We start from the raw sequence: 24,310 nt of genomic DNA, 5'->3' as shown, positions 1-24,310 counted from the left end.
AATAAACTATGGGTAAAGTAATTAGCGGTCAAATTTTTGTTGTAGACGACAACATCGATACAGATCAAATTATCCCTGCCGAATACCTGACCCTGGTTCCCTCGAAGCCGGATGAGTACGAGAAACTAGGCAGTTACGCGATGATTGGGTTGCCCGATCGCTATGGTAAGTTTATCGAATCCGGCGAACAGAAAACCCGGTATCCGATTATCATAGCGGGCGAAAATTTTGGCTGCGGTTCTTCGCGGGAGCACGCTCCGATCGCTCTGGGGGCTGCAGGTGTCACAGCGGTGGTAGCTTTGTCTTACGCGCGCATTTTCTTTCGCAATTGCTCGGCTACTGGCGAATTGTACCCGATCGAATCAGTCGAGCGGCTTTGCGACTTGTTTGTAACGGGCCAAGAAGTGACGATCGACTTTACAGCAGAGGTAATTGTCAACCACACTCTCGATCGAACTTTCTCGCTCAAGCCGTTAGGAGAAGTAGGGCCAGTAATAGATGCCGGAGGGTTGTTTGACTACGCGCGCCAAACCGGAATGATTGCGGCTCGCTCTTAACTTTTAAACCCCCTGCAATGTCAGGGCTGTTTCGGGGCAGCCACGGGGAGTAGGGGTCGGATTGCCCCTACAGAAAACGATGATTTTGACTCTTGTAGTGCTACCCCTACTCCCCGTGCCTACCCTCCCCATCCACGATTTGCTCGTGTTTCAGAGATTGGGGCAGCCACGGGGGGCAGCCCCTACAAGAGGATGAAACAGCTCTGCCTGCAATGTAAGGTGGACGCCTGGGCGCACCTTACGAATATCTCCCTCCTCAAACCCCTGCAATGTGGGGTGAGTGCCAATTTTCTCAAATCGAGTCAATAAAATTCAATAAAATACGTTGGTGAGCAATCCCAAAAGGTCGCACATCTCCTGACTGCTCAGAAAAGCATTTGCCGGCCCGAATCTGCTGGGGTGTCAACAACTTCATATCCCAACCCTCAAGCAAAACTAAATCCTTGACATCCGCACTAAGTTGTGCATAAAAAACGTGGCGAACAACATCTTTTTCGACATCACAACAGAAAAAAGAAACACTTGCAGGAGCATAGCCAATTTCCTCTGATAATTCCCGCACTACAGCAACTTCCGGCGTTTCCCCCGGTTCCAAGTGTCCGCCAAACAAAGCCCAATGTCCGGGATACCTGATATGAGGAATATCGTCTCGCAACTGACAGAGAAACTTGCCGTCTTGGTACAAAATCGCGATCGCAACGTGAATTTTATTCATTTGTTAAAAAGCAGAAAGAAGGAAGAAGGAAGAAGGAATAAATTGCTGTAGGGGCGGGTTCACCAACATCTGTAAAACCCACCAAAAATCTAGGTAAACCCGCCCCGACCATAATATTATGGTTAATGAACTTTGAGGATAAATAAACAGATCCAAATCGCCCAAGCGCAACTATAAACCTTTGATTTTTATGAAATAGAATCACTTAATGAAATAAATTATAGCGGTTCTCAAGCGTGGTGAAATATGGGGGCGAACCCTAGGCCCACGGATCCCTATGACCACCTCATGTTACTGAGAAAGGCTATAGCATCTTCCTATTTTTATTGAGTTGCCGCTGGAGTGCGCTTTAATTGTTCCATTTCCTCAACATAAACTTCACCTAAATCTTTTCCGGCCAAATCCTTCAGAGTAATACTCTTGTAGCGGACTTCTCCCTTCAGCAATACTTCATCGCCAAGCTGGGGCAACTCTTGCTTGGTTAAAATCCAAATACTGCCAGTACCATCCTCAAGTTGATAAGCCGCAGTCCCCACAAACGGAGCGCGATTTTCCACCTTTCCCCGGAGATAAACTTCACCATCGACTTGTCGCTTTTGTTGAATGTCGCCAATGCTAGCAACATTAAAACCAAGATTAAGTTGAGACATGGGTAAATTGCCGCAACTGAAAAAACCGCTGGCGAGGATTAGCGACAAAGAGCTGGTACAGAATCTTTGAACCCAAACTTGCTTAATTGCAGTAGTCATTGTCAACTGATTTGAGATGTGAGATACGACTTACTTTAACAGAATCCCCAGAATCGATCGCAAGTAAGAAATTTCTCTAGTGTAGTCCTTGGCGGGGATTAAGCTAAAATCTAAAATCATCAGCCCCTAACCCAGAGTCTACAATGGATGCCAAAACTGCTCAAATACTAGATGGCAAAGCTTTAGCGACAAAGATTCAAAGCGAGCTGAGCGATCGAGTCCGCGCCCTACAACCCAAAAAGGGTCGTCCTCCGGGACTTGCGGTGCTGATGGTAGGGGACAACCCAGCTAGCGCAGCCTATGTTCGCAATAAAGAGCGAGCCTGCGCTAAAGTTGGGATAGCTTCCTTCGGCCAGCATTACCCAGCCAACGCTACTCAAGCCGAACTAGAACTTGCAATTCGTGCACTCAACGAGGACGATCGAGTAGACGGCATTTTAGTTCAATTACCGCTACCAGAACACTTAGATGCAATTGCGCTGCTGTATCAAATTGCCCCCGATAAAGATGCTGACGGACTTCACCCTGTAAATTTAGGCCGTCTCGTGCGCGGGGAGCAAGGTTTGCGGAGTTGTACTCCCGCCGGAGTGATGCGGTTATTGCAGGAATACCAGATTGATTTGAAAGGAAAAAATGCCGTTGTTTTGGGACGGAGTATTTTGGTGGGTAAACCGATGGCACTGATGCTATTAGAAGCCGATTGTACTGTTACTGTAGCTCATTCGCGATCGCAAAACCTAGAATCGATTACCAATCAAGCCGATATTTTAATAGCCGCAGTCGGCCGCACAGAAATGATTACAGCTAACATGGTTAAACCTGGATCAGTAGTAATTGATGTCGGTATCAACCGCGTCGTCAATCCAGACGGTACGAGTCGTTTAGCCGGAGATGTTGATTTTAATGCGGTTAAAACAGTAGCCGAATTTATCACACCGGTGCCGGGAGGAATCGGGCCGATGACTGTTGCTATGCTTTTGGAAAATACCGTTTCGAGTTACAGCATCAAGTAGTCATTAGTCATCATTACAAATACACTTAACGTAGGGTGCGTCGCTTGCAGAAAATTTCCGTAAAAAATCGAGTTTTGAAGAAGCGACGCACCATACAAAACAATTAACGTAGGGTGCGTCGCTTGCAGAAAAATCGCGTGAAAAATCGAGTTTTGAAGAAGCGACGCACCTGACGATGTTCTCGAATTTGAATATTTGCGATCGCGACGCACCCTACGGCTTGATAGCAACAACGCGAATTCGGCGATAATCTGCAATCCAATTACCATCGCGGTACAACGCCGATCGCAAACGCTCTTCAACTGCGTTAATTACCTGCGATCGCACATCATCAGACAACCCCGACAAAAACCCGCCAGCAAACATCTCAATCCAATTTACCATACCCGCGCTGCCACCTTCTAGGCGAGTCGGGCGATCGAACAAAACCGCATAACCCACATCAAATCCCTGCTTTTCCAAAAGCCCAGCATACTCGCCAATACTCGGAAAATACCAAGGATTAAGCGCTTCAGGCTCAAGCGGGCCAATTTCTGACAAAACACTCAAAAGTGCCCGGACGATCGCCCCCACGTTCCCCTTACCGCCAAACTCAGCCACAAAACGCCCTCCCCGCTTCAGCGCTTTTTCCACACAATCGATCGCAGCATCCGGCTGTTTAATCCAGTGTAAAACCGCATTAGAAAACACAGCATCTAACGGCTCTTCTACTTGAAAACTCCTCGCATCTGCGACAGAAAAGTTAATGTGAGGATAGTTAACATTTGCCGTAGAAATCATCGACAAAGATGAATCAATCCCATACACAAAAGCCCCACTTTCAGCAATCTTTTCAGTTAACTGTCCCGTACCGCAACCTAAATCTAAAATACGTTCACCAACCTTCGGAGCCAGTAATTTCAAAAGCGATTCGCCGTATTGCCAAACAAAAGCGTGCTGTTGTTCGTAGAGATTTGTATTCCAAGAATCTTGTGTCATCATAACTACTCTAAACCTTTCATCTCTCTCTGTGTTCTCTGTGTACTCTGCGGTAAAAAAAAATCCTTATTCACAAAACCAACCAACTTATTTGTTAGCGAGTTGGGCTATCGCACGTCCCTCGATGCGGCAAACCCTAATATTTTCCAAAATCCGCGCTCCCTGCTTTTCATAAAAAGCAATTCCCGGTGCATTTGCAGTATTAACAGTCCACTCAATCCGCCCGCAATTTGTGGACTCAGCAATTTGTGCCAAAGACTTTAACAGCGCTGTGCCGACTCCCATACCGCGCATAGGAGCTTGCACAAATAAATCATCAAGCCACAGGCAAGGCTGCGCCAACAAACTTGAATAAGAAGCATAAAACATAGCAAATCCTACCGCTGTTCCCGCAACTTCAGCCAACAAAACCCGCACTAGCGGAGGCTGGCAAAACAACGTTTGCTGCAATTTATCTGCTGTTGCTGTCAACAGGTTTTTAGCTCCATCGAACTCGCTTTTTTGTGAAATAAAATCCACAATTAATTCCAAATCTTCCAGCTCGGCTTCTCTAATCCTGATATCCAAATTAGCCATTGTTTAATTCTCAATCTCGCCTATTAATCACTGTATTAAATGCCATCATAAATGTCCAATATATGTTTAACTAACCACTTATACTTTTAAAATATCAATGATTGGGGAGCTATGGAACTTCGGCATTTGCGTTATTTCATTGCAGTTGCAGAGGAACTGAATTTCACTCGCGCAGCGGAAAAACTGCATATTGCCCAACCTCCGCTGAGTCAACAAATCCAGCATTTAGAGGCAGAGTTGGGGTTTCAACTGTTTCGCCGCACCAAGCGGACGGTGCATTTAACGGCTGCGGGACAGGTTTTTTTCGAGGAAGCCGGGAAAATTCTGCAGCAAGTCGATCGAGCAATTCAACTCGGCCGCCAAACCAGTCGGGGCCAACTCGGCCAACTGACGATCGGCTTTGTGAGTTCTGCTGCACACAACGTGGTTCCAGCCATTTTGCAGGCCTTTCGCACTCGGTGTCCCGCCGTCAAGCTCGAACTGCACGAACAGACAACAAACGAACAGTTGCAGCGGCTGCGGTTCGGGCAAATTGATATCGGCTTCGTGCGTCCTCCGGTTGAGGAAGAGGGGATAAATTCTGAAATCGTTTTTCGAGAACCGCTGATCGTGGCACTGCCAGAAACGCATCCGGCGGCCGATCGCACGCATCTTGAATTACGCGAACTTTCCACGGAACCCTTCATCCTATTTCCGCGTTCCCAGGCTGCGGGATTGTACGATGCGATCGTCAGTCTTTGTCAACAAGCAGGTTTTAGCCCGATCGCAGCTCAAGAAGCAATTCAAATGCAAACCATTGTGAGTCTGGTAGCCGCCGAGATGGGAGTGGCGATCGTCCCGGCGTCGATGCAAAATTTCCAGCGCAGCGGGGTTGTTTACAAAGCGTTACCAGAATCAACCTGCATTGTGGCGATCGCTCTAATTTGGCGCAGCGATCCAACGGCGGCGGTGCAGCGGTTTTTGGAAGTCGCCAGACAAATCAGCGGATTTGAGATTTGAGATTGTAAATTTTAGATTGACTGGCAATTTGACAAACTTATCAAAACTCAAAGATTTTCTGTGCAACAACACCCGTAGAATGATTAATTGATGCTCGGAGTTCGAGCAACTACTGCCGTAAAAGTCGGCACGATGCGACCTGAACGGCTCACAATATCCCATATAAATATTAAGTACAAGAGAGCAAGGGATGGTATTGGCAACAGAAATGGGTTCGTCCCAACCGGAATCCTCTTTCGATTTATCTACTTATCTAGTCAAGCGAAAAGAGGCGATCGAGGTAGCTCTCGACAGTGCACTGCCGGTCATCTACCCAGAGAAAATTTACGAAGCAATGCGCTACTCGCTGCTAGCGGGGGGCAAGCGCCTGCGTCCGATCCTGTGTCTGGCTAGCTGCGAACTGGCCGGCGGCACTACATCTATGGCAATTCCGACAGCTTGCGCTTTGGAAATGATCCACACCATGTCGCTGATCCACGACGATTTGCCGGCAATGGACAATGACGACTACCGGCGTGGCAAACTGACGAACCACAAAGTCTACGGCGAGGATATCGCCATTTTGGCTGGCGATGGTTTGTTGACCTATGCTTTTGAATTTATCGCCACTAAAACTGAGAACGTACCCCCCCAACAGGTGTTGCAGACGATCGCCCATTTAGCGCGGGCATCGGGTGCTGCTGGACTCGTAGGCGGTCAAGTGGTTGATTTGGAATCGGAAGGAAAGACAGATGTTTCTCTGGAAACTTTGAATTACATTCACGCTCACAAAACAGGCGCGCTGTTAGAGGCCTGCGTAGTTTGTGGGGCAATTCTGGCTGGGGCTTCGGCTGCGGATTTGCAGCGGCTGTCTCGTTTCGCTCAAAATATTGGGTTGGCTTTCCAGATCATTGACGACATTCTGGATATTACTGCTACCCAAGAAGAACTGGGCAAAACTGCTGGCAAAGATGTTCAAGCAGGGAAAGTCACTTATCCGAGTTTGTGGGGAATTGAGGAGTCTCGGCGCCAAGCTTCGCAGCTTGTTGCTGATGCTAAGGCTCAATTGGCAGTGTTTGGGAGCAAAGCTCTACCGCTGCTGGCGATCGCCGATTATATTACCAGCCGCAGTAACTAGAAATACTAAACACTATGCAGGAAATTTGCAGCGGCATTTTAAACAATCATGTACTCGTGGTTGCTTTGATCGCTTGTCTGGCGGCTCAGATCATGAAGTTGCCGATCGAGTTGGTCAAAAATCGCAAGTTTAATCTTCAGTATTTGGTAACAACGGGGGGAATGCCCAGCGCTCACTCGTCTTTTGTGGGCGCTTTGGCTGCTGAAGTCGGACAAACGATGGGATGGGAAAGTCCGGACTTTGCGATCGCTGCGATCTTTGCAATTATTGTCATGTACGACGCAGCAGGCGTCCGCCAAGCAGCAGGCAAGCAAGCTCGCATCCTCAACCAAATTATTGACGAGTTTTTTGAGGAAGATCACAACCTTAATGAGGCTCGCCTGAAAGAGTTGCTGGGACACACTCCTTTTCAAGTGCTTGTCGGTTTGGGGCTGGGAATCACTATTGCTTGGATCGCAGGGCCTGCATATTAGTTAACTGTTAACTGTTAACTGTTAACTTTTAACTTTTAAGTATTAGTTGTTGACTGTTAACTGTTAACTAATCACTACTGACCGAATTCTGCTTGCAGAATATCGTCGTTGTCATCGGCGATAGTGGCGACAATAGTGATAGCACGAGAAATTTCTCCGGTCGAGATTTCGGCGATCGTCCGAGTCGATATTACCGCAACTTGATTGTCAACAATGGCAAAATGAGATTCCAAAGTAGACAGCCAATTCATTTCTAGAAGTTTCCGCATTAATTGAGCTTCATTCTTCGCAGGCAACTGCAGTACAAAAGCCCAAACAGTCAAAGTATCATCTTCGGTTTCGCCGGTGAGTTGCACGAACACTTCAACACTGCCGTACTTAAACTTCCAAAGATGTCCGCCAGCTTCACTTTGACCGACCATCACTTTTTGGTCTACAGCCATGCTGGCGATGACAGTTTCAATTTCTTCTGCATAGGTGACGGCTGTGGCTTTTTCGACCTGCTCGGAGGCGATCGCGCTTTCCCTCGATAGGCTTTCTGCGGAAGCTGTTTGTATGTTCGGCTCGCTGGTAGTCATGATTATATTTAGATGGAAAACTATTCTAATAATCAGTTTACTTGCTAAAGCTTAAAATTATGACTTTAACCCTCTTTTGTCACTCTGGGAAATTAAAAATGAGACCAAAATTTTCAACTGTAGATAGATCAAGGATTTGAGCATTTATTTTCTAACAGAATGGCCCAAATCAAGGTTTTTGGTAAAAGTCTTATGCTATAACCATCCCAGATTATTTTATGCCGCAAGTGACAAAAGAGGGTTATGCTGACAAATAGGCTATCTGCCCGCAAACCATTAATCTGCTCAGAGAATAATTTCTAAGCTCGGTTAAGTTCCCTATTGATTTAGGTAACTCCCCTAACCTTGCGAGGCTAGTGACAAAATACCTCAAATAATGTTTTTGTGTTGTCAGCCTCGCAAGGTTACTGCGTAAGGGTTTGAGAATGTTGTATGAGTAGCCACAAGTTTAAATTTGAGGGAAAACCTCTGAGCCTCACAAAGAGCCTCTAAACATCTTGCACTGTCTCGGGTGTATCATAGAAGTTTCCCCCGCGAGTGGGGAAACAATTGAATGGAAACTTGAATTCTAGTGCTAACCCTTTGCCAATTACTTCTTTAGCTCCCTAATCGCTGGGAAAACTAATTGAGTGGAAACTCATAGGTTAAGGAATTACTCAACGCCTAACGGCATCAGACTCCTCACTCGCTGGGGAAAGTAATTGAATGGAAACACATAGCTTCCAGCAGCAAAGTTTCTACAGACAGCAGAACCGCCTCCCCACTAGTGGGGGAAACTAATTGAATCAGAAACCAGACTTTTCAACGTACCCAAAGGGACAGAAAATGGTAATTCGCCACAAATTGATGTTGATATGGGCGCCACTGGCGCTTTGCCTGGTTCCGATTTTACATGGCTGCACAATTACGGGAACCACCGGCGAGACCGCCACTATCGCTTCGCCCGGCGTTGCTTCGACTGGCTTCGCACCGAACAAGGTGCCTTCAACCGCAGAGCTAACAAAGTTGACAAAAGAGAGCCTGTTATCGTGGAACGAAGCCATCCAAGCCAAGGACTTCACACAATTTTACTCGACCATTTCTAAGGTGTGGCAACAGCAAACCACGGCGGAGAAATTGACGGCAGCCTCTAAGCCGATTACCGATGAAAACGAAAATGGTACGAATATCGAACCCTTTGTCAACGCGAGGGAACCAGTCTTCACGGCAGCACCAGCAATAGATAGTAATGGTGTGCTTGTCCTCCAAGGCTATTACCCCACCCCACCTACCCGAACAAGCTTCACCTTAAAATACTTACGCGAAGCGGATGCCTGGAAGTTGCTCGGAATTAATGTCATGTTAAACGATGAACCCCTTGCGGGAGATGCTAAGGACGCGCCCGCTGAAGATGTACCCGCTGAAGATGTGCCCGCTGAAGATGCGCCTGCTAAGGACACACCTTAACTCATGAACCTCACCAGTTGAAATGAGCTTATCCCCGCCTAAACCTCTAGCGGGATTTTTTCGACGGGTTATTAAGTATTTGTCGAAGTGAAAAAGATTTAGAAGACCGTCGAAAAAATAGCCACCACCTATTTTTTAATGTCTTACTTTTTGTCTTACGTCTAGTCTTACCCTTATCTCTACTCTCTAGCTTCTGATACATTTGAGTGCTGTCGATGTGAGAAGGGTGATATTCACTCACCCTCACCCTGCAACCTGCGCTCCCCTACCCTGCACCCTGAACACAGTGACTTTTTTGTCCTAAAATCCCAATTCAAAGATTGCTTTTTAGGATTTGATGTCGGGTTAGGCTATCGGAGTGTGAAGAAATTGTTTCAATCCTTAATAGGGTTTTAGGTTGTTTCCGACCAACTGGCATCACTGTATATTTCACTCCTGCATTTTGCGTAGGCACTATTCACCCTCAAGCTGGTTATAGCTAAGTTCCAAAATATTTAAAAGTTCACAAAAACAGTATAGAGGGTGTATAAATACTTACGAAAAACCACGGTTGACACAGTTAAAAAACAAAGATACAATTAAAAAGTTACCACTTAAAAAAACAAACAAAATGACTTCAAAAATTTGGGTTGAAGGCTGCAAGTATTCTGCTATAGTTGGTACCATTTTTGGGTTATTGTTACCCGGATTACCTTTGTTAGCTGCGCCTTCTGCTATTGGTGAGAACTTGAGTTCCACCTCTTCGGGAAATTTGTTGATCGCACAAGCTACCAGCCTTTGCGTGGATAATGACAAAATATATGAACACTTCTCAACAGCCAGCTATGAAATATCCATTTGTCAGGATGAATACGAGGTCAACTATCTAGTATATGTAAATAAGGGAAGTCCCGATGATTCCAATGTTCTTTTAGGCGTCGTTATGGGTGACGGAACTTATAGGGCAAAAGAGGTCACTGATAATGGAACAACATTCCTGTACTCGGTGGGAAGTTCTTTTCAAGTAAAAACCGAGGATGGTGAGATCGTTATAAGCGAAAAAACCTTCTAAAATTAAAAAATAATAATAAAAAAGCCCTCTACAGTAAAACTACTGTAAATTGCTTTTTAAATTAATATTTCTCAATCAATTCTCAGAACTACTCAACGCCTAACGGCATCAGACTCCCCACTCGCGGGGGAAACTAATTGAATCAGAAACCAGACTTTTCAACGTACCCAAAGGGACAGAAAATGGTAATTCGCCACAAATTGATGTTGATATGGGCGCCACTGGCGCTTTGCCTGGTTCCGATTTTACATGGCTGCAAAATTACGATGACCGCTGGCGAGACCGACACTATCGCTTCGCCCGGCGTTGCTTCGCCCGGCGTTGCTTCGACTGGCTTCGCACCAGACAAGGTGCCTCCAACGGCAGAGCTAACAAAGTTGACGAAAGAGACCCTGTTAGCATGGAACGAGGCCGTCCAAACCAAGAACTTTACAGAGCTCCATTCGACCATCTCTAAGCGCTGGCAAAAGGAAGTGACGGTGGAGGAATTCGCGGCAATCTTTAAGTCGTTTACCGATCTAGACACAAAAGGCACGAATATCGGACCTTTTGTCAACAAGATGGAACCAGTCTTCACGCCAGCGCCAGCAATAGATAGTGATGGTGTGCTTGTCATCAAAGGCTATTATCCCACCACACCTACCCGCATAAACTTCACAGTAGGATACCTACCGGAAGCAGATGCCTGGAAGTTAGCCCAGATTAGTCTCAATTTAGAAGAAGTGCCCGCCGGAGACGCTAAGGACGCGCCTGCTGAAGATTCGCCCGCTGAAGATGCGCCCGCTGAAGATGCGCCCGCTGAAGATGCGCCCGCTAAGGACACACCTTAGCTTATGAACCCCACCAGTTTAAATGAGCTTATCCCCGCCTAAACCTCTAGCGGGATTTTTTCGACGGGTTCTTAAGTCTTTGTCGAAGTGAAAAAGATTTAGAAGACCGTCGGAAAAATAGCCACCTGCCTATCCGGTCTAGGAAACCTAAAGCCGTGTGTCACACGCTTGACACTATTTAATGACCTTAGCGGTTCTAGTCTCTGGCTCAGGACATGCCCTTATCCCTCTTTTGTCACTCTGGGAAAATAAAAATGATACCAAAATTTTAAACTGTAGATAGATCAAGGATTTGAGCATTTATTTTCTAACAGAATGGCCCAAATCAAGGTTTTTGGTAAAAGTCTTATGCTATAACCATCCCAGATTATTTTCTGCCGAAAGTGACAAAAGAGGGTTAAATAACTGGTTCCGAGGCTATGCCAGGGAACCAGTATATCTCGCTTGTTGGCGGAGGCAGACGCAAGTTTGACTTGCAGAGCGGTTTCAACCAGGTTCGCGATCGTTTTTAAGCCTTGGGCTTAGTCGCCGCCGGCTTCTTCTCAATGGTATTCAAGCCGTTGAGGAACATGGGCACCAATTTCTCCATAAATGCCTGCGGGTCGCGGTTCCAGGCGCGCTGAGCTACATCGACTCTGGTCATTTGCAGGTCGGGGGCCAGCAGCGTTCTGGGCAAACGTTCCATCAGGTATTGCGGGCGTTCCCACATCGGCATGGTGTTGGCAATATCCACGAGGCGGGTGACACGGCGGAGTTCTGCCCCCAGCATGATATCCATTCCCGATTCAAAAGCTGCTTGTTCGATCGCCACATACTTGCGCTTGGCCTGTTCCACCTTCTGGCGGTGTTCCGGGCTTTTGGCAGCTATGGAGCCGAGCCAGCGGTTGCCCCAGCGGACGTGACCAGCTTCTTCGGGAAAAATCTTTTCGATTGTTTCGCGGATTTTGACGTTTTCTGCGGTTTGGGGAGCCTGTTTGAGGGCGTGGATGTGCGCTGAGAAGTATTCGCAGCCCCGCTTTTCGGTGACGTTAATCGCGGCCAGGGAAGAAATTACAAAGTCTTCGCGGTTTGTGGTGGGGTCTTGTTGTTCGCTGTCATACAACCTTTCAAATTCGTCAATGTAGGAGACTCCCGGCGGCGTTCCCACATTTTGGCCGAGGTCTACCAGCAAGTCGGTGAGCCACATAGCGTGTCGCGCTTCGTCGGAAATGTGCCGGGAGAGGTCGCGCACGAGTTCGGCTGGTTCCCCGTTTAGCTGTTCGATCACCTCGGTGAGGTCTTTGCAACTGCGCTGTTCGCTGTAGCGGTAGCGGTTGAGGGTGATCAGGTGAATTTCGCGATCGCGCACTACATTAGCTAAAATTTCGCGCGCTCCCATTGCGTTGCGAAGCTTGCGGGGATAGGCAACAGTCATGGTTTTATGTTGTTTTGTAAAGATACCTATATAAGTGTAACGCAGTTTTTTCGACAACCAATTACCTCGCAAGGCTGAAAGTTGTTGTGTTGCAGGCAGATTGAATTTTATACATACAATTTTTTTACTCGCAGATCGATCGACTAAAATAGTTTTGATTTGTCATTTACGCAAGCGTTCCGCGAGGCTCCCAAAGCAATCTCACGCACTCAAAACTTTTCAGGTTCCGTCGAGTCTGAAGCCTCAAGGCTAGCAGGCTCTTGTTGAAATTTGTGCATCTCCTCCACTTCCAGTCTCGCCAGCGTTGTCGCCGCATCCGCTAACTGTAAAGCCAGATTCATCCGACCAACTGGGTTTTTCTCTTTCCAAAGGTCTTTTGCCAAGAAATGCACTCGATAGCGAAACATTTTAATTGACTGTGATGGAATAACTTTAGCTGTCATGATTATAGTCTCTCTTCAACTGTAGCTAGGATGCGAAGCAGTACCCGTTCGGGTTCTAGATAGACAAATGTCAGTATGATTACTTGATCTTCATTGCTGATTGTGACATCCCAGGTGGCAGATCGCGGTTCAACCCGTTCATGCCTAACTATTACAGTATATTGTCCTGCTGCCAAGTCATCAAATCCCGCATCTGCCTCCATCAAAGCCACTGTCTCCTCGGCCAGTACCCGTCCGTCCCGATTTAGTAAAGTAATGAAGGCAATGCCATCAACTGAAGTCATTGCCATGTTATTTTGATTGCGTACCATCACAAAAATATCCGACATTATCTGCTAGTTGCTAATTGCTGCAAATTGCTAATTTACCACAACAGCAACACCGCGCAAGCAAGGCGGATAGACGGTCATCCGATTTGAGATTTGAGATTTGAGATTATGGACTTAATGGAAATAATAACAAGACTAAATTATATGCACACTCTTACTGAAGATGAATTTCATTTAGAAGCAGAGCCTTTCCTTCGGAAAATTTTTGTTCACGACAATCCGTTTAACCAACCTTTCACATCACAGGTGATAGGACGAACAATTATCTATCCTTGTGACGGTGAAAATGACCTTCTCCTGATTGACGCACTAATTAACGCAGCAGTAAATTTAGGTGATACTGGCTCCTATATCTCACTACTACCTACAGGATACCCAAGCGATCAACTCACTCACTGTTATATCTCATTATCAGAGTTTCTTGAGGGGTACTCTGGAACAGAAGAAGATAGGCTAATTGGACCGACGTTGGGTATAAATCCTTATACTTCAGACAGTGTTATTTATTCAGCCCAAGGTAAGTGGGGGCTGATGAAATCACATGAACGTTTTGGATTGCTGGGTGGATCACTAGAGTTTATCGAAGAGATTCGAGGATATGTCCCGGATTTAGACAAGCAGGTGTATGGTTTGTTTAAGCGTTTGCGAGACCTTCTGTTGGCTTGTGGTGTGAATCCCCCAGACATCACTCGAAATAAATGGTTGCCAACGTTGTTAACCCATGTGTATGGTTCTCAAGTCGCTGAAAAGTTGTTGTTGGAGGAGACAGAGCTACCCTAGAGCGCAGGTCTATCAAAGATTAGTTCAGAAGCTAATGTGGGTTAACCAAATTGAATAAGTACAGCACGGTTATGGAAGCTCACAGATCAATACACGAAGGATGCCACCGGACTGGATATAAAATTTTGAGTTCGCATAAATTATTAAAAAAGGTCGCCCTTGCAGGCGACCTTTTTTTCGATTAGACATCAACGACAAACAATGAGAATTCTCAATTGTTCAGGTTGGATTATTAACTATCTAACAGTCGTAATACAAAGCAAACTCGTAGGGGTGAGGACGCAGCCGCATCGGGTTGACTTCATTGTCGAGTTTGTAGGAAATCCAGGTTTGGATGAAGTCTTCGGTAAATACGCCGGTTTCAGTTAAGAAACTGTGGTCTTTTTCTAAAGCTTCTAAAGCGCCTTCCAAGGAACCGGGAGTTGAAGGAATCTTGCTCAATTCTTCAGGGGAAAGGTCGTAGATATCCACGTCCAAAGGTTCGCCGGGATCGATTTGATTCTTGATGCCGTCAATGCCGGCGCACAGCATGGCTGCAAATGCTAAATACGGGTTGGATGTAGCATCGGGACAGCGGAATTCTAACCGCTTGGCTTTGGGGTTGGTTCCCGACAACGGAATCCGCACTGATGCCGATCGATTTCCTTGAGAGTAAGCTAAGTTTACAGGCGCTTCAAAGCCCGGAACTAAACGCTTGTAGGAATTGGTCGTGGGGTTGGTGATTGCCAAAAGTGCCGGTGCGTGCTTGAGAATGCCGCCGATGTAATGCAGTCCCATTTGACTGAAACCAGCATATTGATCGCCTGCAAATAGAGGCTGACCGTCTTTCCAAATCGACTGGTGAACGTGCATCCCGGAACCGTTGTCGTTAAACAGCGGTTTGGGCATGAAGGTGATGGTTTTGCCGTATTTTTTGCCGACGTTTTTGATGACGTATTTGTAAGTTAGCAAGTAGTCGGCTGCTTGTACTAAAGTTGCAAAGCGGAAACCGAGTTCGCATTGACCGCCGGTGGCGACTTCGTGGTGGTGTTTTTCGATGGGTACGCCACATTTTGCCATTGTCAGCAGCATTTCCGTTCTCATGTCTTGAGAGGTGTCGGTTGGTGCTACTGGGAAATAACCTTCTTTGTAACGCGGTTTATAGCCGAGGTTGCCGCCTGCTTCTTCTTTGCCGGAATTCCAGCGACCTTCGATCGAATCTACGTAATAGTAGCCGGAATTTTGGGTTTGGTCGAAGCGAACGTCGTCAAAAATAAAGAATTCTGCTTCCGGGCCAAAGAATGCTGTATCGCCGAGACCGGTGGAAAGCAAGTAGTCTATGGCTTTTTGGGCAATGGTGCGGGGACAGCGACTGTACGGTTCGCCGGTGCGAGGTTCTTTGATGCTGCAAATGAAGCTGATGGTCGGTTCTGCCATGAACGGGTCCATCCAAGCGGTGGTCGGATCGATGACCATCGTCATGTCTGATTCGTTGATGGCTTTCCAGCCCCTAATGCTGGAACCGTCGAAGGGTACGCCGTCTGTGAATGCGGTTTCGTCGATTTGGTCGTGGTACAGGGAAAGGTGCTGCCAGATCCCCGGCATATCGATGAATTTGAGGTCAACGATCTGGATCTTATTTTCTTGTATGTAGTTTAAGGCTTCTTGGGGTGTCTGGAACATGACTTACTCCTGATATTGGTTGTGTCTTGGCGATCGGCCGATTTCAGACTGTGTGGGCGATCGTAGGCCTTCAGTATCCACTATTTTGTATCTAGGGCTACAAAAGTTTGAAATAGGGGCCCAGTGGGGCCGGGCCGTTTGAGATTCTTGCCCTGTGGATTATTTGTCGGATGAAGATACAAGGCAAACGGCTGAATTTTACGACAGTTTGCCGCGGATAGACTACCCTTGGTGAAAATCCTATCTCAAATCTTAATCAAACGCCGATTTGTAGTAGTCTACAATAGGCGGTCTGTCTCAGATAGCAAAGTATTGATAAAGATTTTTGGGAGAGAAACTTATGCGCGATGCAGTGACGAGCCTGATTGAAAATTATGATGTTGCTGGTAGGTATTTAGACCGAGATGGTATCGATCGGTTGAAATCTTATTTTGCAACGGGCACGGCACGGGTACAGGCGGCGGCTGCGATTAACAGCAATGCTGCGGCAATTGTCAAGCAAGCTGGTATCCAGCTATTTGCTGAACAGCCAGAACTGATCCGTCCCGGTGGAAATGCCTACACGACTCGTCGCTACGCGGCTTGTCTGCGGGATATGGACTACTACTTGCGCTATGCTACTTACGCCCTGGTGGCTGGAAGTACCGACGTGCTCGACGAGCGCGTGCTGCAAGGTTTGCGCGAAACTTACAATTCTCTAAGCGTTCCCATTGGCCCGACGGTGATGGGGATTAGCATTATGAAGGAGATGGTTAAGGCTCAGGTGGAAGCTGCTGGCTTGTCTGTGGGGCCTTTTTTGGATCAGCCTTTTGATTACATGATTCGCGAATTGAGCGAACAAGATATTTAAGTCAATTTGCTAGTTCTTTTAGCAGCAAATTGCACTTGTGGCTGGCAGTTAGCAGCAGTTGGATCGATCGCTTTTTTTGGCCTCACAGCCTCCAAGCGATCTTTTTTTATGGGTTATACAATTTTAGATTAAAAATTATAGGTTAAAAATTATAGGTTAAAAATTATAGATTAAAAATTTGAATTATTGGGAATGACTGATGATTTAAGGGTTTGGAGCTTCCCTATAATTGCATTCTTGTTTGAAACGGGTGCTAAAAATCGTCAACACATCCCCAGACGAGGCATTTGTCTAGGGGATTTTTGGTTTGGCGCAGATCGATTTGTGCGGTGGTTGTTGCTTCTACTTCGCCGTTGGGGTAAAGAATGTGGATGATGTCACCGCTGACGAAGGCGAGGGGATTTTCTTGACAATTGCCAGGATTTCTGATAGGAAAGTTAATTGTTTTCATGGTCGATCGCCCTGATGGTATTTGTAGCGCTTTTAGCTGCATCTAAATCATCCGCTAGCAGCCAAAATTATTGTGTGATTTTATGAAGGTATATCTGTGATAAAACTACACAATCAAAGCGATCTCAGTCACATAAGGTGAGGTGGGGCGATCGCCCCGCGACGATCAAAAAACCAAAATAATCGCCAAAAATTAGCAGTCGGGCTTGTGCGTAAGTGCTAATCTGGTACTGTTCTTAACCCTATCCGTACAGATTAAAAACCTTGGCTAAACAGCGACTAGACACTTTATTGGTCAGCCTAGATTTGTGCAGTTCCAGACAGCAAGCTCAGGCATTGATTCGGACTGGGAAAGTCTCCATCAATCAACAGGTAGTTGACAAACCGGGCACTGAGGTTGACATTGCAGCAAAAATTCAGATTAAAGAGCGATCGCGCTATGTTTCCAGAGGCGGCGACAAATTAGCCAAAGCTTTAGAAGTTTTTGCGATTCCCGTTGCAGGCAGAATTTGTCTCGACGGCGGCATTTCCACAGGCGGTTTTACCGACTGTTTGCTGCAAGCTGGGGCCGCCCTAGTCTACGGCGTAGATGTTGGCTACGGTCAAGCAGATTGGGGCTTGCGTAACGATCCGAGGGTAATTTTGAAAGAACGCACCAATTTGCGGTACATGACTGCTACTGAGCTTTACGGCAATTCACCCCCCCCAGCCCCCCCTTGTCAAGGGGGGGAGCAAGATTCACCCCCCCCAGCCCCCCCTTGTCAAGGGGGGGAGCAAGATTTACTCCCCCCAGCCCCCCCTTGTCAAGGGGGGGAGCAAGATTTACTCCCCGCTTGTCAAGGGGGGGAGCAAGATTCGTTGCTAATAGGGGCTTATGCAGATTTGGCGGTAGTAGATGTGTCGTTTATTTCCCTGGATAAGATTTTACCGGCGCTGTGGGAATTGTTGGCACCACCGCGAGAAGCGGTGTTGCTGGTAAAACCGCAGTTTGAGGTAGGGCGCGAGAGAGTTGGGAAAAAAGGCGTAGTGCGAGACTCAGCAACTCAAGCTGATGCGATTTTTCAAGTGTGGAAGGCAGCCACAGCTTTAGGATGGCAGCAACGCGGCTTAACGTGGTCGCCTTTACTTGGCCCGGCCGGTAATATCGAGTATCTTTTATGGTTGGGGATCGATCGCGAACAAGAAACAGACCACAGGGCGATCCTCTTCGAGGGCTGCGCTAACGAAGAGGATGTTGTGAAGGAACGGATCGCACAAGTCACCAAAGCGGCGGCGCGGGAACTTGTCGATCGATTGTAGATTTTAGATTTTAGATTGATTTCCAGATGTTGATCTAATCAACTTTAAAAATCAAATTTGGAACTCCAGATTGCTATAAATTTTAAAAATTTTTGTCAATCAGACTCCTAAACTTTCACAAGAGTGAATAATTCCATGCAGTCATTTAAACAAGTCGGTTCGATTTTACTCTACGTTCTAGGTGGCATTGGGTATGTGGCGATTGTAGCTACTATTGTAGGCGTTTCAATTCTGATCAAGTGGGCAGCTCTGCTACTGGCAGACAAATTATTATATACCATTCTGATTATCGGCGATTTGTTGAGAGGCCTCGAAATTATTGAACTGTTAAATATATTGATATTTGCATTTATCGGTATGGGAGTGGGTGTGGCGACAAGGCTCCTACACCCTCAATATGGTAGAAAAATTAGTGCCGCTTTGTTGATAGTTATAGTTCCTTTAGTTTTCATGATTACGCCAGCCATCAGATATAATTCTTGGCTGGAAAAAGTAGAGGAATCGGATAATTTATTACCAGCGCAAACTGCAACATTAACTAACTCATTTTTGAATAGAAAAGTGGGATTGCCTGGTTTTATGGGTTATTACGTATATACTGGTCAGTTTCCCGTTATTCCCACGAAACAATCGGAGATGAAAGACCTGGACAGCTTTGAAAAAAAAGTTAATTCCAGATTTGTACAGTTCACAGGTATTGCTCCGACTATTGTTTCTTGGTCAATGCGGGTTTGTTTTTGGTTGATTAGAATATTTTACTTTTCTATAGCAGTAATTGCCACGATCGCGCATTTTAGAGAAGGCGTTAGAATCGCGAGACGGTAATACGATTTTAGGATCGCGAATTAAATAACTTACAATTTTAATTGTTATTGTGGGATGGGCGTCCCGCCCATCCCACAAACTTGTGGAAGTTATTTAATTCTCATTCCTTAGATTTTAGATTTTAGATTAAAGAAGGGGGTATCACTGATGAGCATGGTGGTTTGGAGTTTACCTACAGTTGCATTCTTTTTTGACAGTTGTAGAAGAATAAAAGCAGTAGGGTGCGTCAGATCCTAATTCTTCAATTATCACAAATAACCCTCTCCTGACGCACCCTACTCAACTACTAGGGCAATTTTTAAGTGCCAATTTTAAACTCTTGCTGCAGGCGATCGATAATTGTATTACGCTCGATGGTAGCGAGAATTTGTTGAATTACCGTATCTTGTCCCAGGGGGCCCCAGGTGCAGCCTTTTTCTAAGTAAACTTGGGCGGCACGACCGACAGCGTAGGTTCCGTAAGCTGCTAAACTAGCTTGAGTGACAGCAACTCCGGCAAAAGTAGAAAAGCCGATGTGCGGGGCCGCTGCGGCTGCACTTTTGCCAAATCCCAACAGAAAACTGCTGCCCAATTCTCCCAAAAGTACGCCGCCAGCGCTGGAGAAAATAGTCTGCCAAAGTTTGCCGGCTTCGTAACCAGTCATGGGTAAGCCGTAAAGTCTCGATAAAGAGCGAATTAAGGCTAAATCTGCGACACTTGCTCCCATTACATCCAAGAATGCCACTGGATTTAAACCGACAGCCAAAGCTTTATATTTTGCAAATTGCCAGATTAAATCTTCGGCTTCTGTTTGTCGCAATTTGAGAACGTGACGGGCAATGTTTGCTTCGGCATCTCTAGCTTCAACTAAAGCATTTAGAGCGAGGAGCGATCGACCTTCTCTGTTAAGAATTGTCAGAATTTTATGTTTGAGTTCGTCTATCTGCGCGGGGGGCGACTCCCATTCGTTAGTTACTCTTCCGTCGGCCCATTCCACCCGCACTTGCACCGGTGCTGGTTCGGCGGCTACCATGACTATTTCTAAAGATTTGGAAGTTTTAGGCGGTGATTTTGCAGTAGATTTATCAGATGGGTTGTTTGGGCGATCGGACAAATTTTCGCTATCTGTTTCCTCTGTTACCGCAGCGGCTGCTAACTCTTCAGAATTTGCCAGCGCTTGCAAACTTTGGAAAATAGCTTTTCTGTCTAATTCTGGATACAGGTCAATTTTATTAAAAACTAAAATTACCGGTTTTTGAGCTGTTTGCAATTCGCACAGTGCTTGATATTCAGTTCGGGTAATATCGCCTGCAACGACAAACAGAATTAAGTCAGCTTGGCGAGTTACTTGTTTCGCCATTTCGCCCCGGACTTCGCCACCAACTTCATCAAGTCCGGGAGTATCGATTAATTCTACTTGCACGCCTCCTTTCCCCCCCTTGGCCAGGGGGGGTTGGGGGGATTCCTCGCTGTCAAGGAAGGATAAAGGCACACTCCAGCGCACGGAACGCGGCCACTGAGTCACGCCGTTGAGAGGGCCTGTTTGCAGAATTTTGTGACCTAAAAGCGCGTTTAATACGGCTGACTTGCCACGGCTGACTAAGCCGAAAGTAGCAATGCGGATTATGTTGTGGTCTAGTTTTTCTGAGGTGGAAGTTAAGATATCTAGCTGATATTGCAGCGCCGCTTCTAATTCTGTATTATTCGAGTTCTTTTTCCCTTGGCGCAGGTGGGAGTAGCGCGCCAGGGCTTCGCGCAAACTGGCGCGGGCAAGGGATAAGCGATTTTCTTGAAGGGAATTGTCAGCCATTGGCGATCGGCTTTTTTAAGCAGGTAGAATTGATCGTCGAATTATAAATCCTATTTCTTATTTTAATACAATTTTTCATAAATTTATAATTTTTTGGTAAAATTTCCAAAAAATATTGAACGGGCAAGATGCCCGTTCCACAATAACAAAAAATTTTTTGTGGAACAGGCATCTTGCCTGTTCTTCCACAATAACAAAATTTTTTGTGGAACAGGCATCTTGCCTGTTCTTCCACAATAACAAAAAATTTTTTGTGGAACAGGCATCTTGCCTGTTCTTCCACAATAACGGGCAAGATGCCCGTTCCACAATAACAAAAATTTTTTGTGGAAGAACAGGCATCTTGCCTGTTCTTCCACAACCAAAAAACTGTCTTGTGGAACAGGCATCTTGCCTGTTCTTCCACAACCAAAAAATTTTTTGTGGAACAGGCATCTTGCCTGTTCCTTTATTTTACTTAATTGGCCACGGACTTAACAGTTTCGGGCCCAGATACCTGAGAGGAAAGGCGACTCGCCACTTGGTTGACGAAAGATTGCAAGAAAGAAACTTGCTGATTTTGCGTAAATACGGCTTGCAAAGTTTTAGTCAAATGGTCGATATTTAAAATGCCTATTCCAGCATTTTCCCCTTCTCGACTTTGGAAATATTCAATTAAACTTAGTCCAGCTATTCTGGTAAAATATGCTGCACTAATTCCCTGCACCGCGCCTCCTGCTACGTAGGTGACAGCATTGCTTTTCAGCAGTCCAGTAATAGTTTGAGTAGACAGTTCTACTAATCCCAATTTAAACATTTGAGTTGCCAAAGTTCCGGCTACTGTCTTAGCTTGGTCTAAGGAAAACTTTTGCTGGTAGATGGCGCCGAGGTCGATTACGAGTTGGGTGCTGATAGCGGTTGTTGCTAGCAAGTCTAAAGCTGGAACCGGGTTAGTAAAGACGGCGGCGGCGGCGATGTACTGATATTGTTCGATAATGGGAATTGCCCGATCGCGCCTGACTGCATTTAAGAAGGTTTTTGCCTCTAACTTGATACTTGCAGCCTCCCGCACTGCACTCGCCCAGACCAACTGTTGCCGTTCTTCCGTTAAGATTTTAGTCAATCTTTCCGTCAGCGCGTCGAGTTGAGAGACTTGATTTTCGATCCGTTCTTTAAATGTGCCGTCCGCTTGGTGCTGGCGCACTTTAATAGAATTGGGAGAAGCGGCGATCGCAATTATCTCTTCTGTCCCCAATATTCCTTGCATTTTCTGCTGCAAAGAGTTCAAAACCTGCGACTGCTGTTCTGGCAAATATTGGTCTTGTTTGTTCCAGACTAGCAGCACGCGCTGACCGGCGGACGCTAGCTGAGATAATGTTTTAAATTCCGAATCTGTGATGTCGCCCGCTGTCACAAACAGCACTAAATCACCGCCGATTTTGGCATCGGCATTTGTATTAGCAAACAGCGCTGCAGTTTCTTGTAAACTAAGCTTTTGCGGGTGTTGAGATGCCCAATTAGAATTTAAAACTTGAATTAAGGCAGTTTTGCCGACAGCTTTGCCGCCAGTTACGGTAATCCGTAAATCTTGTCTGTCTAATTCGGCTCTGAGCCGATCGAGCTTTGCTGTTAGATTAGCAGGATCGGCGGAGTTTTGAGCTTCTGAGGCTAGCAATTTAATTGCGGTTTCTGAAGCCGCGATCGCTTTTTCGGCTGCTTCCCGGTTCGCCAGGGGTTGCGGGAGTGCGAGTTCGAGTTTGGGGGATTGTTGTTTCCACCACCAATAACCCGCACCGGCAGCAGCCAAGCCGATGAGTGCCGTTTCGCCCATTTCTGAACCCGAATGCTGTAGAGTTTCCAGCAGCCACAGCGCTGCTGAAAGTCCTATTCCGCCTATCAAAATCGGTCGCCGCAAGTTAAGTGTCATTTTTCCCTTCCTCTGGGTATTGTCGCCAAGCTTAACCTTACCGGGCTTGGCCTCCCTCCCTATATTCCATCGTACCTCTGCGGCATCCAAACTGGCAGGCGGGCGATCCGACTTTTTGCGATCGGGATTTGCGGCCCCGGCGACAATCAACTTTTTGCACTTCTACAAACGGGGAATGAAGGACTGAAGTCCTCACTACAAACCAATAGATTTTTACATGATTTTGCAAATATAATAGTTGATTTTTTCTCTAGGTTGGTAATGCTTGAGATTGTGATTCAAAAATATCAATTATTTGTTTGGGAATTGCTCGCGGGCGCATGGTGGTAACTTCAACCCAAACCCAAAGCGCCTCTGCTTTTAACAATATTTCGTCACTTCCAGCCAAGCGAATTTCGTAGCGGCGGACAGCGCGCGGGCCGCGCATTTGTTCGATCCAAGTGGATATCTCCAATCGATCGCCCGATGCGGCAGATCGCAAATAGTCAATTTCTATCCGTCGCATTACAAAGACGCCGCCCAATTCCCGGTAGCGAGCGAGAGTAAATCCCAAATGTTCTAAATGTTCGATCGCAGCGTGTTCTAAATAATGCTGGTAAACAGCATTATTTACGTGACCGAGAGCATCCATTTCATAATGTCGCACTCTAATTTCTGTAGTAAATGGTGTCAAATTCTCACCTTTCCAGTTGTTGCGGTATTTTGTAGTTCCGAGTGCGATCGCACTCTGGGTCGATACTGGCTCAGAACTGATTGCAAGTTACACTCAATAGTTGAAACGTCACTGCTTCCAGGTTAATCTTACTCCTGGAAGCACAGACGGTCAATCGATTTTAGATTTTAGATTTTAGATTTTAGATTTATCCCACGGATAAATGCGGGGGCTTGAGGATTTTCGATTTTCGATTTTGGATTGATTCCACGGATAAATCACGTGGCGGATACCACATGAAGAAATTCTTGGTCAATCGATTTTAGATTTTAGATTTTAGATTTTAGATTGACTTGCGCGAGATAAATGCGGGGGCTGGAGGATTTTCGATTTTCGATTTGGGATTGATTCCACGGATAAATCACGTGGCGGATACCACATGAAGAAATTCTTGGTCAATCGATTTTAGATTTTAGATTTTAGATTTTAGATTGACTTGCGCGAGATAAATGCGGGGGCTGGAGGATTTTCGATTTTCGATTTGGGATTGATTCCACGGATAAATCACGTGGCGGATACCACATGAAGAAATTCTTGGTCAATCGATTTTAGATTTTAGATTTTAGATTTTAGATTGACTTGCGCGAGATAAATGCGGGGGCTGGAGGATTTTCGATTTTCGATTTGGGATTGATTCCACGGATAAATCACGTGGCGGATACCACATGAAGAAATTCTTGGTCAATCGATTTTAGATTTTAGATTTTGGATTTTAGATTGACTTGCGCGAGATAAATGCGGGGGCTGGAGGATTTTCGATTTTCGATTT

Annotated in this window: 25 protein-coding genes and 1 pseudogene; 12 read left to right on the top strand and 14 right to left on the bottom strand. The window is 46.1% G+C overall.

Annotation, left to right across the window (positions count from 1 at the left end; genetic code table 11):
- Window positions 1-8 precede the first annotated feature (8 nt).
- Complete coding sequence (locus QUA88_RS23405; protein ID WP_333042404.1) at window positions 9-557, top strand: LeuD/DmdB family oxidoreductase small subunit; 549 nt, start codon at window positions 9-11, stop codon at window positions 555-557.
- Between the two features lie 292 nt (window positions 558-849).
- On the opposite strand, the gene QUA88_RS23400 is transcribed toward QUA88_RS23405, so the two are convergent.
- Window positions 850-1,272, bottom strand: coding sequence for an NUDIX hydrolase (locus tag QUA88_RS23400; protein ID WP_333057671.1), 423 nt, complete (start codon window positions 1,270-1,272; stop codon window positions 850-852).
- 323 nt (window positions 1,273-1,595) lie between these two features.
- Window positions 1,596-2,021, bottom strand: a complete 426-nt coding sequence (locus QUA88_RS23395; RefSeq protein ID WP_333057669.1) for a DNA-binding protein — start codon at window positions 2,019-2,021, stop codon at window positions 1,596-1,598.
- Window positions 2,022-2,164: 143 nt separating this feature from the next.
- Between QUA88_RS23395 and folD the strand changes: the two genes are divergently transcribed.
- On the top strand, window positions 2,165-3,034 hold the full coding sequence (folD, locus tag QUA88_RS23390; RefSeq protein ID WP_333211790.1) for a bifunctional methylenetetrahydrofolate dehydrogenase/methenyltetrahydrofolate cyclohydrolase FolD: 870 nt from the start codon (window positions 2,165-2,167) through the stop codon (window positions 3,032-3,034).
- A gap of 213 nt (window positions 3,035-3,247) precedes the next feature.
- On the opposite strand, the pseudogene QUA88_RS23385 reads toward folD, so the two are convergent.
- Window positions 3,248-4,021: pseudogene (locus QUA88_RS23385) on the bottom strand (class I SAM-dependent methyltransferase); the annotation flags it as partial.
- Window positions 4,022-4,099: 78 nt separating this feature from the next.
- Entirely contained in the window at window positions 4,100-4,588 is a 489-nt protein-coding gene (locus tag QUA88_RS23380; protein WP_333274114.1) for a GNAT family N-acetyltransferase, read from the bottom strand.
- Window positions 4,589-4,699: 111 nt separating this feature from the next.
- Here QUA88_RS23380 and QUA88_RS23375 point away from each other — a divergent pair, with 111 nt between their 5' ends.
- From QUA88_RS23375 to QUA88_RS23365, 3 genes are all read left to right on the top strand, one after another.
- Entirely contained in the window at window positions 4,700-5,587 is an 888-nt protein-coding gene (locus QUA88_RS23375) for a LysR family transcriptional regulator (protein WP_333274111.1), read from the top strand.
- A gap of 190 nt (window positions 5,588-5,777) precedes the next feature.
- A complete protein-coding gene (gene crtE / locus QUA88_RS23370; protein ID WP_333057663.1) occupies window positions 5,778-6,704 on the top strand; it encodes a geranylgeranyl diphosphate synthase CrtE in 927 nt (308 codons plus the stop codon).
- A gap of 14 nt (window positions 6,705-6,718) precedes the next feature.
- Window positions 6,719-7,177, top strand: a complete 459-nt coding sequence (locus tag QUA88_RS23365) for a divergent PAP2 family protein (RefSeq protein WP_333057662.1) — start codon at window positions 6,719-6,721, stop codon at window positions 7,175-7,177.
- Between the two features lie 74 nt (window positions 7,178-7,251).
- On the opposite strand, the gene QUA88_RS23360 is transcribed toward QUA88_RS23365, so the two are convergent.
- Window positions 7,252-7,755, bottom strand: coding sequence for a YbjN domain-containing protein (locus QUA88_RS23360; protein ID WP_333057661.1), 504 nt, complete (start codon window positions 7,753-7,755; stop codon window positions 7,252-7,254).
- Window positions 7,756-8,760: 1,005 nt separating this feature from the next.
- Here QUA88_RS23360 and QUA88_RS23355 point away from each other — a divergent pair.
- The 3 genes from QUA88_RS23355 (at window position 8,761) to QUA88_RS23345 (ending at window position 11,082) form a co-directional block, all read left to right on the top strand.
- Window positions 8,761-9,201 carry a hypothetical protein gene (locus QUA88_RS23355; RefSeq protein ID WP_333263369.1) on the top strand — a complete coding sequence of 147 codons (441 nt, stop codon included), beginning with the start codon at window positions 8,761-8,763 and terminating at the stop codon, window positions 9,199-9,201.
- A 550-nt stretch (window positions 9,202-9,751) separates the two neighbouring features.
- Window positions 9,752-10,252: a hypothetical protein gene (locus QUA88_RS23350; RefSeq protein WP_333263366.1), complete on the top strand. Its 501-nt coding sequence runs from the start codon at window positions 9,752-9,754 to the stop codon at window positions 10,250-10,252.
- Between the two features lie 182 nt (window positions 10,253-10,434).
- Window positions 10,435-11,082, top strand: coding sequence for a hypothetical protein (locus QUA88_RS23345; RefSeq protein ID WP_333274106.1), 648 nt, complete (start codon window positions 10,435-10,437; stop codon window positions 11,080-11,082).
- A 508-nt stretch (window positions 11,083-11,590) separates the two neighbouring features.
- Here QUA88_RS23345 and QUA88_RS23340 read toward each other — a convergent pair.
- The 3 genes from QUA88_RS23340 to QUA88_RS23330 all read right to left on the bottom strand — a co-directional run bounded on the left by QUA88_RS23340 (window position 11,591) and on the right by QUA88_RS23330 (window position 13,268).
- Window positions 11,591-12,496, bottom strand: a complete 906-nt coding sequence (locus QUA88_RS23340) for a ferritin-like domain-containing protein (protein WP_333263359.1) — start codon at window positions 12,494-12,496, stop codon at window positions 11,591-11,593.
- Window positions 12,497-12,705: 209 nt separating this feature from the next.
- Window positions 12,706-12,939, bottom strand: a complete 234-nt coding sequence (locus tag QUA88_RS23335; RefSeq protein WP_333048876.1) for a hypothetical protein — start codon at window positions 12,937-12,939, stop codon at window positions 12,706-12,708.
- A 2-nt stretch (window positions 12,940-12,941) separates the two neighbouring features.
- Complete coding sequence (locus QUA88_RS23330) at window positions 12,942-13,268, bottom strand: hypothetical protein (RefSeq protein WP_333057658.1); 327 nt, start codon at window positions 13,266-13,268, stop codon at window positions 12,942-12,944.
- 108 nt (window positions 13,269-13,376) lie between these two features.
- Here QUA88_RS23330 and QUA88_RS23325 point away from each other — a divergent pair, with 108 nt between their 5' ends.
- Entirely contained in the window at window positions 13,377-14,048 is a 672-nt protein-coding gene (locus QUA88_RS23325; protein ID WP_333211800.1) for a hypothetical protein, read from the top strand.
- Between the two features lie 240 nt (window positions 14,049-14,288).
- Here QUA88_RS23325 and glnA read toward each other — a convergent pair whose 3' ends face one another.
- On the bottom strand, window positions 14,289-15,710 hold the full coding sequence (gene glnA, locus QUA88_RS23320) for a type I glutamate--ammonia ligase (RefSeq protein ID WP_333057654.1): 1,422 nt from the start codon (window positions 15,708-15,710) through the stop codon (window positions 14,289-14,291).
- A 340-nt stretch (window positions 15,711-16,050) separates the two neighbouring features.
- Between glnA and apcB the strand changes: the two genes are divergently transcribed.
- Window positions 16,051-16,560 (top strand): allophycocyanin subunit beta, encoded by a 510-nt coding sequence (gene apcB / locus QUA88_RS23315; protein WP_293258696.1) that lies wholly within the window; start codon window positions 16,051-16,053, stop codon window positions 16,558-16,560.
- Between the two features lie 253 nt (window positions 16,561-16,813).
- Here apcB and QUA88_RS23310 read toward each other — a convergent pair whose 3' ends face one another.
- The gene (locus QUA88_RS23310; RefSeq protein WP_333057652.1) at window positions 16,814-17,053 is read right to left on the bottom strand and encodes a hypothetical protein; all 240 of its coding nucleotides are present in this window, start codon (window positions 17,051-17,053) and stop codon (window positions 16,814-16,816) included.
- A gap of 221 nt (window positions 17,054-17,274) precedes the next feature.
- Between QUA88_RS23310 and QUA88_RS23305 the strand changes: the two genes are divergently transcribed.
- Window positions 17,275-18,309, top strand: a complete 1,035-nt coding sequence (locus tag QUA88_RS23305) for an SAM-dependent methyltransferase (RefSeq protein ID WP_333274101.1) — start codon at window positions 17,275-17,277, stop codon at window positions 18,307-18,309.
- 135 nt (window positions 18,310-18,444) lie between these two features.
- Window positions 18,445-19,134 carry a hypothetical protein gene (locus tag QUA88_RS23300; RefSeq protein ID WP_333274098.1) on the top strand — a complete coding sequence of 230 codons (690 nt, stop codon included), beginning with the start codon at window positions 18,445-18,447 and terminating at the stop codon, window positions 19,132-19,134.
- 298 nt (window positions 19,135-19,432) lie between these two features.
- Here QUA88_RS23300 and QUA88_RS23295 read toward each other — a convergent pair whose 3' ends face one another.
- The 4 genes from QUA88_RS23295 to QUA88_RS23280 all read right to left on the bottom strand — a co-directional run bounded on the left by QUA88_RS23295 (window position 19,433) and on the right by QUA88_RS23280 (window position 23,502).
- Window positions 19,433-20,923, bottom strand: coding sequence for a DUF697 domain-containing protein (locus QUA88_RS23295; protein ID WP_333057649.1), 1,491 nt, complete (start codon window positions 20,921-20,923; stop codon window positions 19,433-19,435).
- A gap of 75 nt (window positions 20,924-20,998) precedes the next feature.
- Window positions 20,999-21,358, bottom strand: a complete 360-nt coding sequence (locus tag QUA88_RS23290) for a hypothetical protein (protein WP_333274095.1) — start codon at window positions 21,356-21,358, stop codon at window positions 20,999-21,001.
- 22 nt (window positions 21,359-21,380) lie between these two features.
- Window positions 21,381-22,829, bottom strand: coding sequence for a slr1306 family protein (locus QUA88_RS23285; protein ID WP_333274093.1), 1,449 nt, complete (start codon window positions 22,827-22,829; stop codon window positions 21,381-21,383).
- 250 nt (window positions 22,830-23,079) lie between these two features.
- The gene (locus QUA88_RS23280; protein ID WP_333274090.1) at window positions 23,080-23,502 is read right to left on the bottom strand and encodes a thioesterase family protein; all 423 of its coding nucleotides are present in this window, start codon (window positions 23,500-23,502) and stop codon (window positions 23,080-23,082) included.
- Between the last annotated feature and the right edge of the window lie 808 nt (window positions 23,503-24,310).

The sequence above is a fragment of the Microcoleus sp. D3_18_C2 genome, from assembly GCF_036702395.1.
Classification (GTDB): domain Bacteria; phylum Cyanobacteriota; class Cyanobacteriia; order Cyanobacteriales; family Microcoleaceae; genus Microcoleus.
This window is presented reverse-complemented; position numbering and strand designations above follow the sequence as displayed.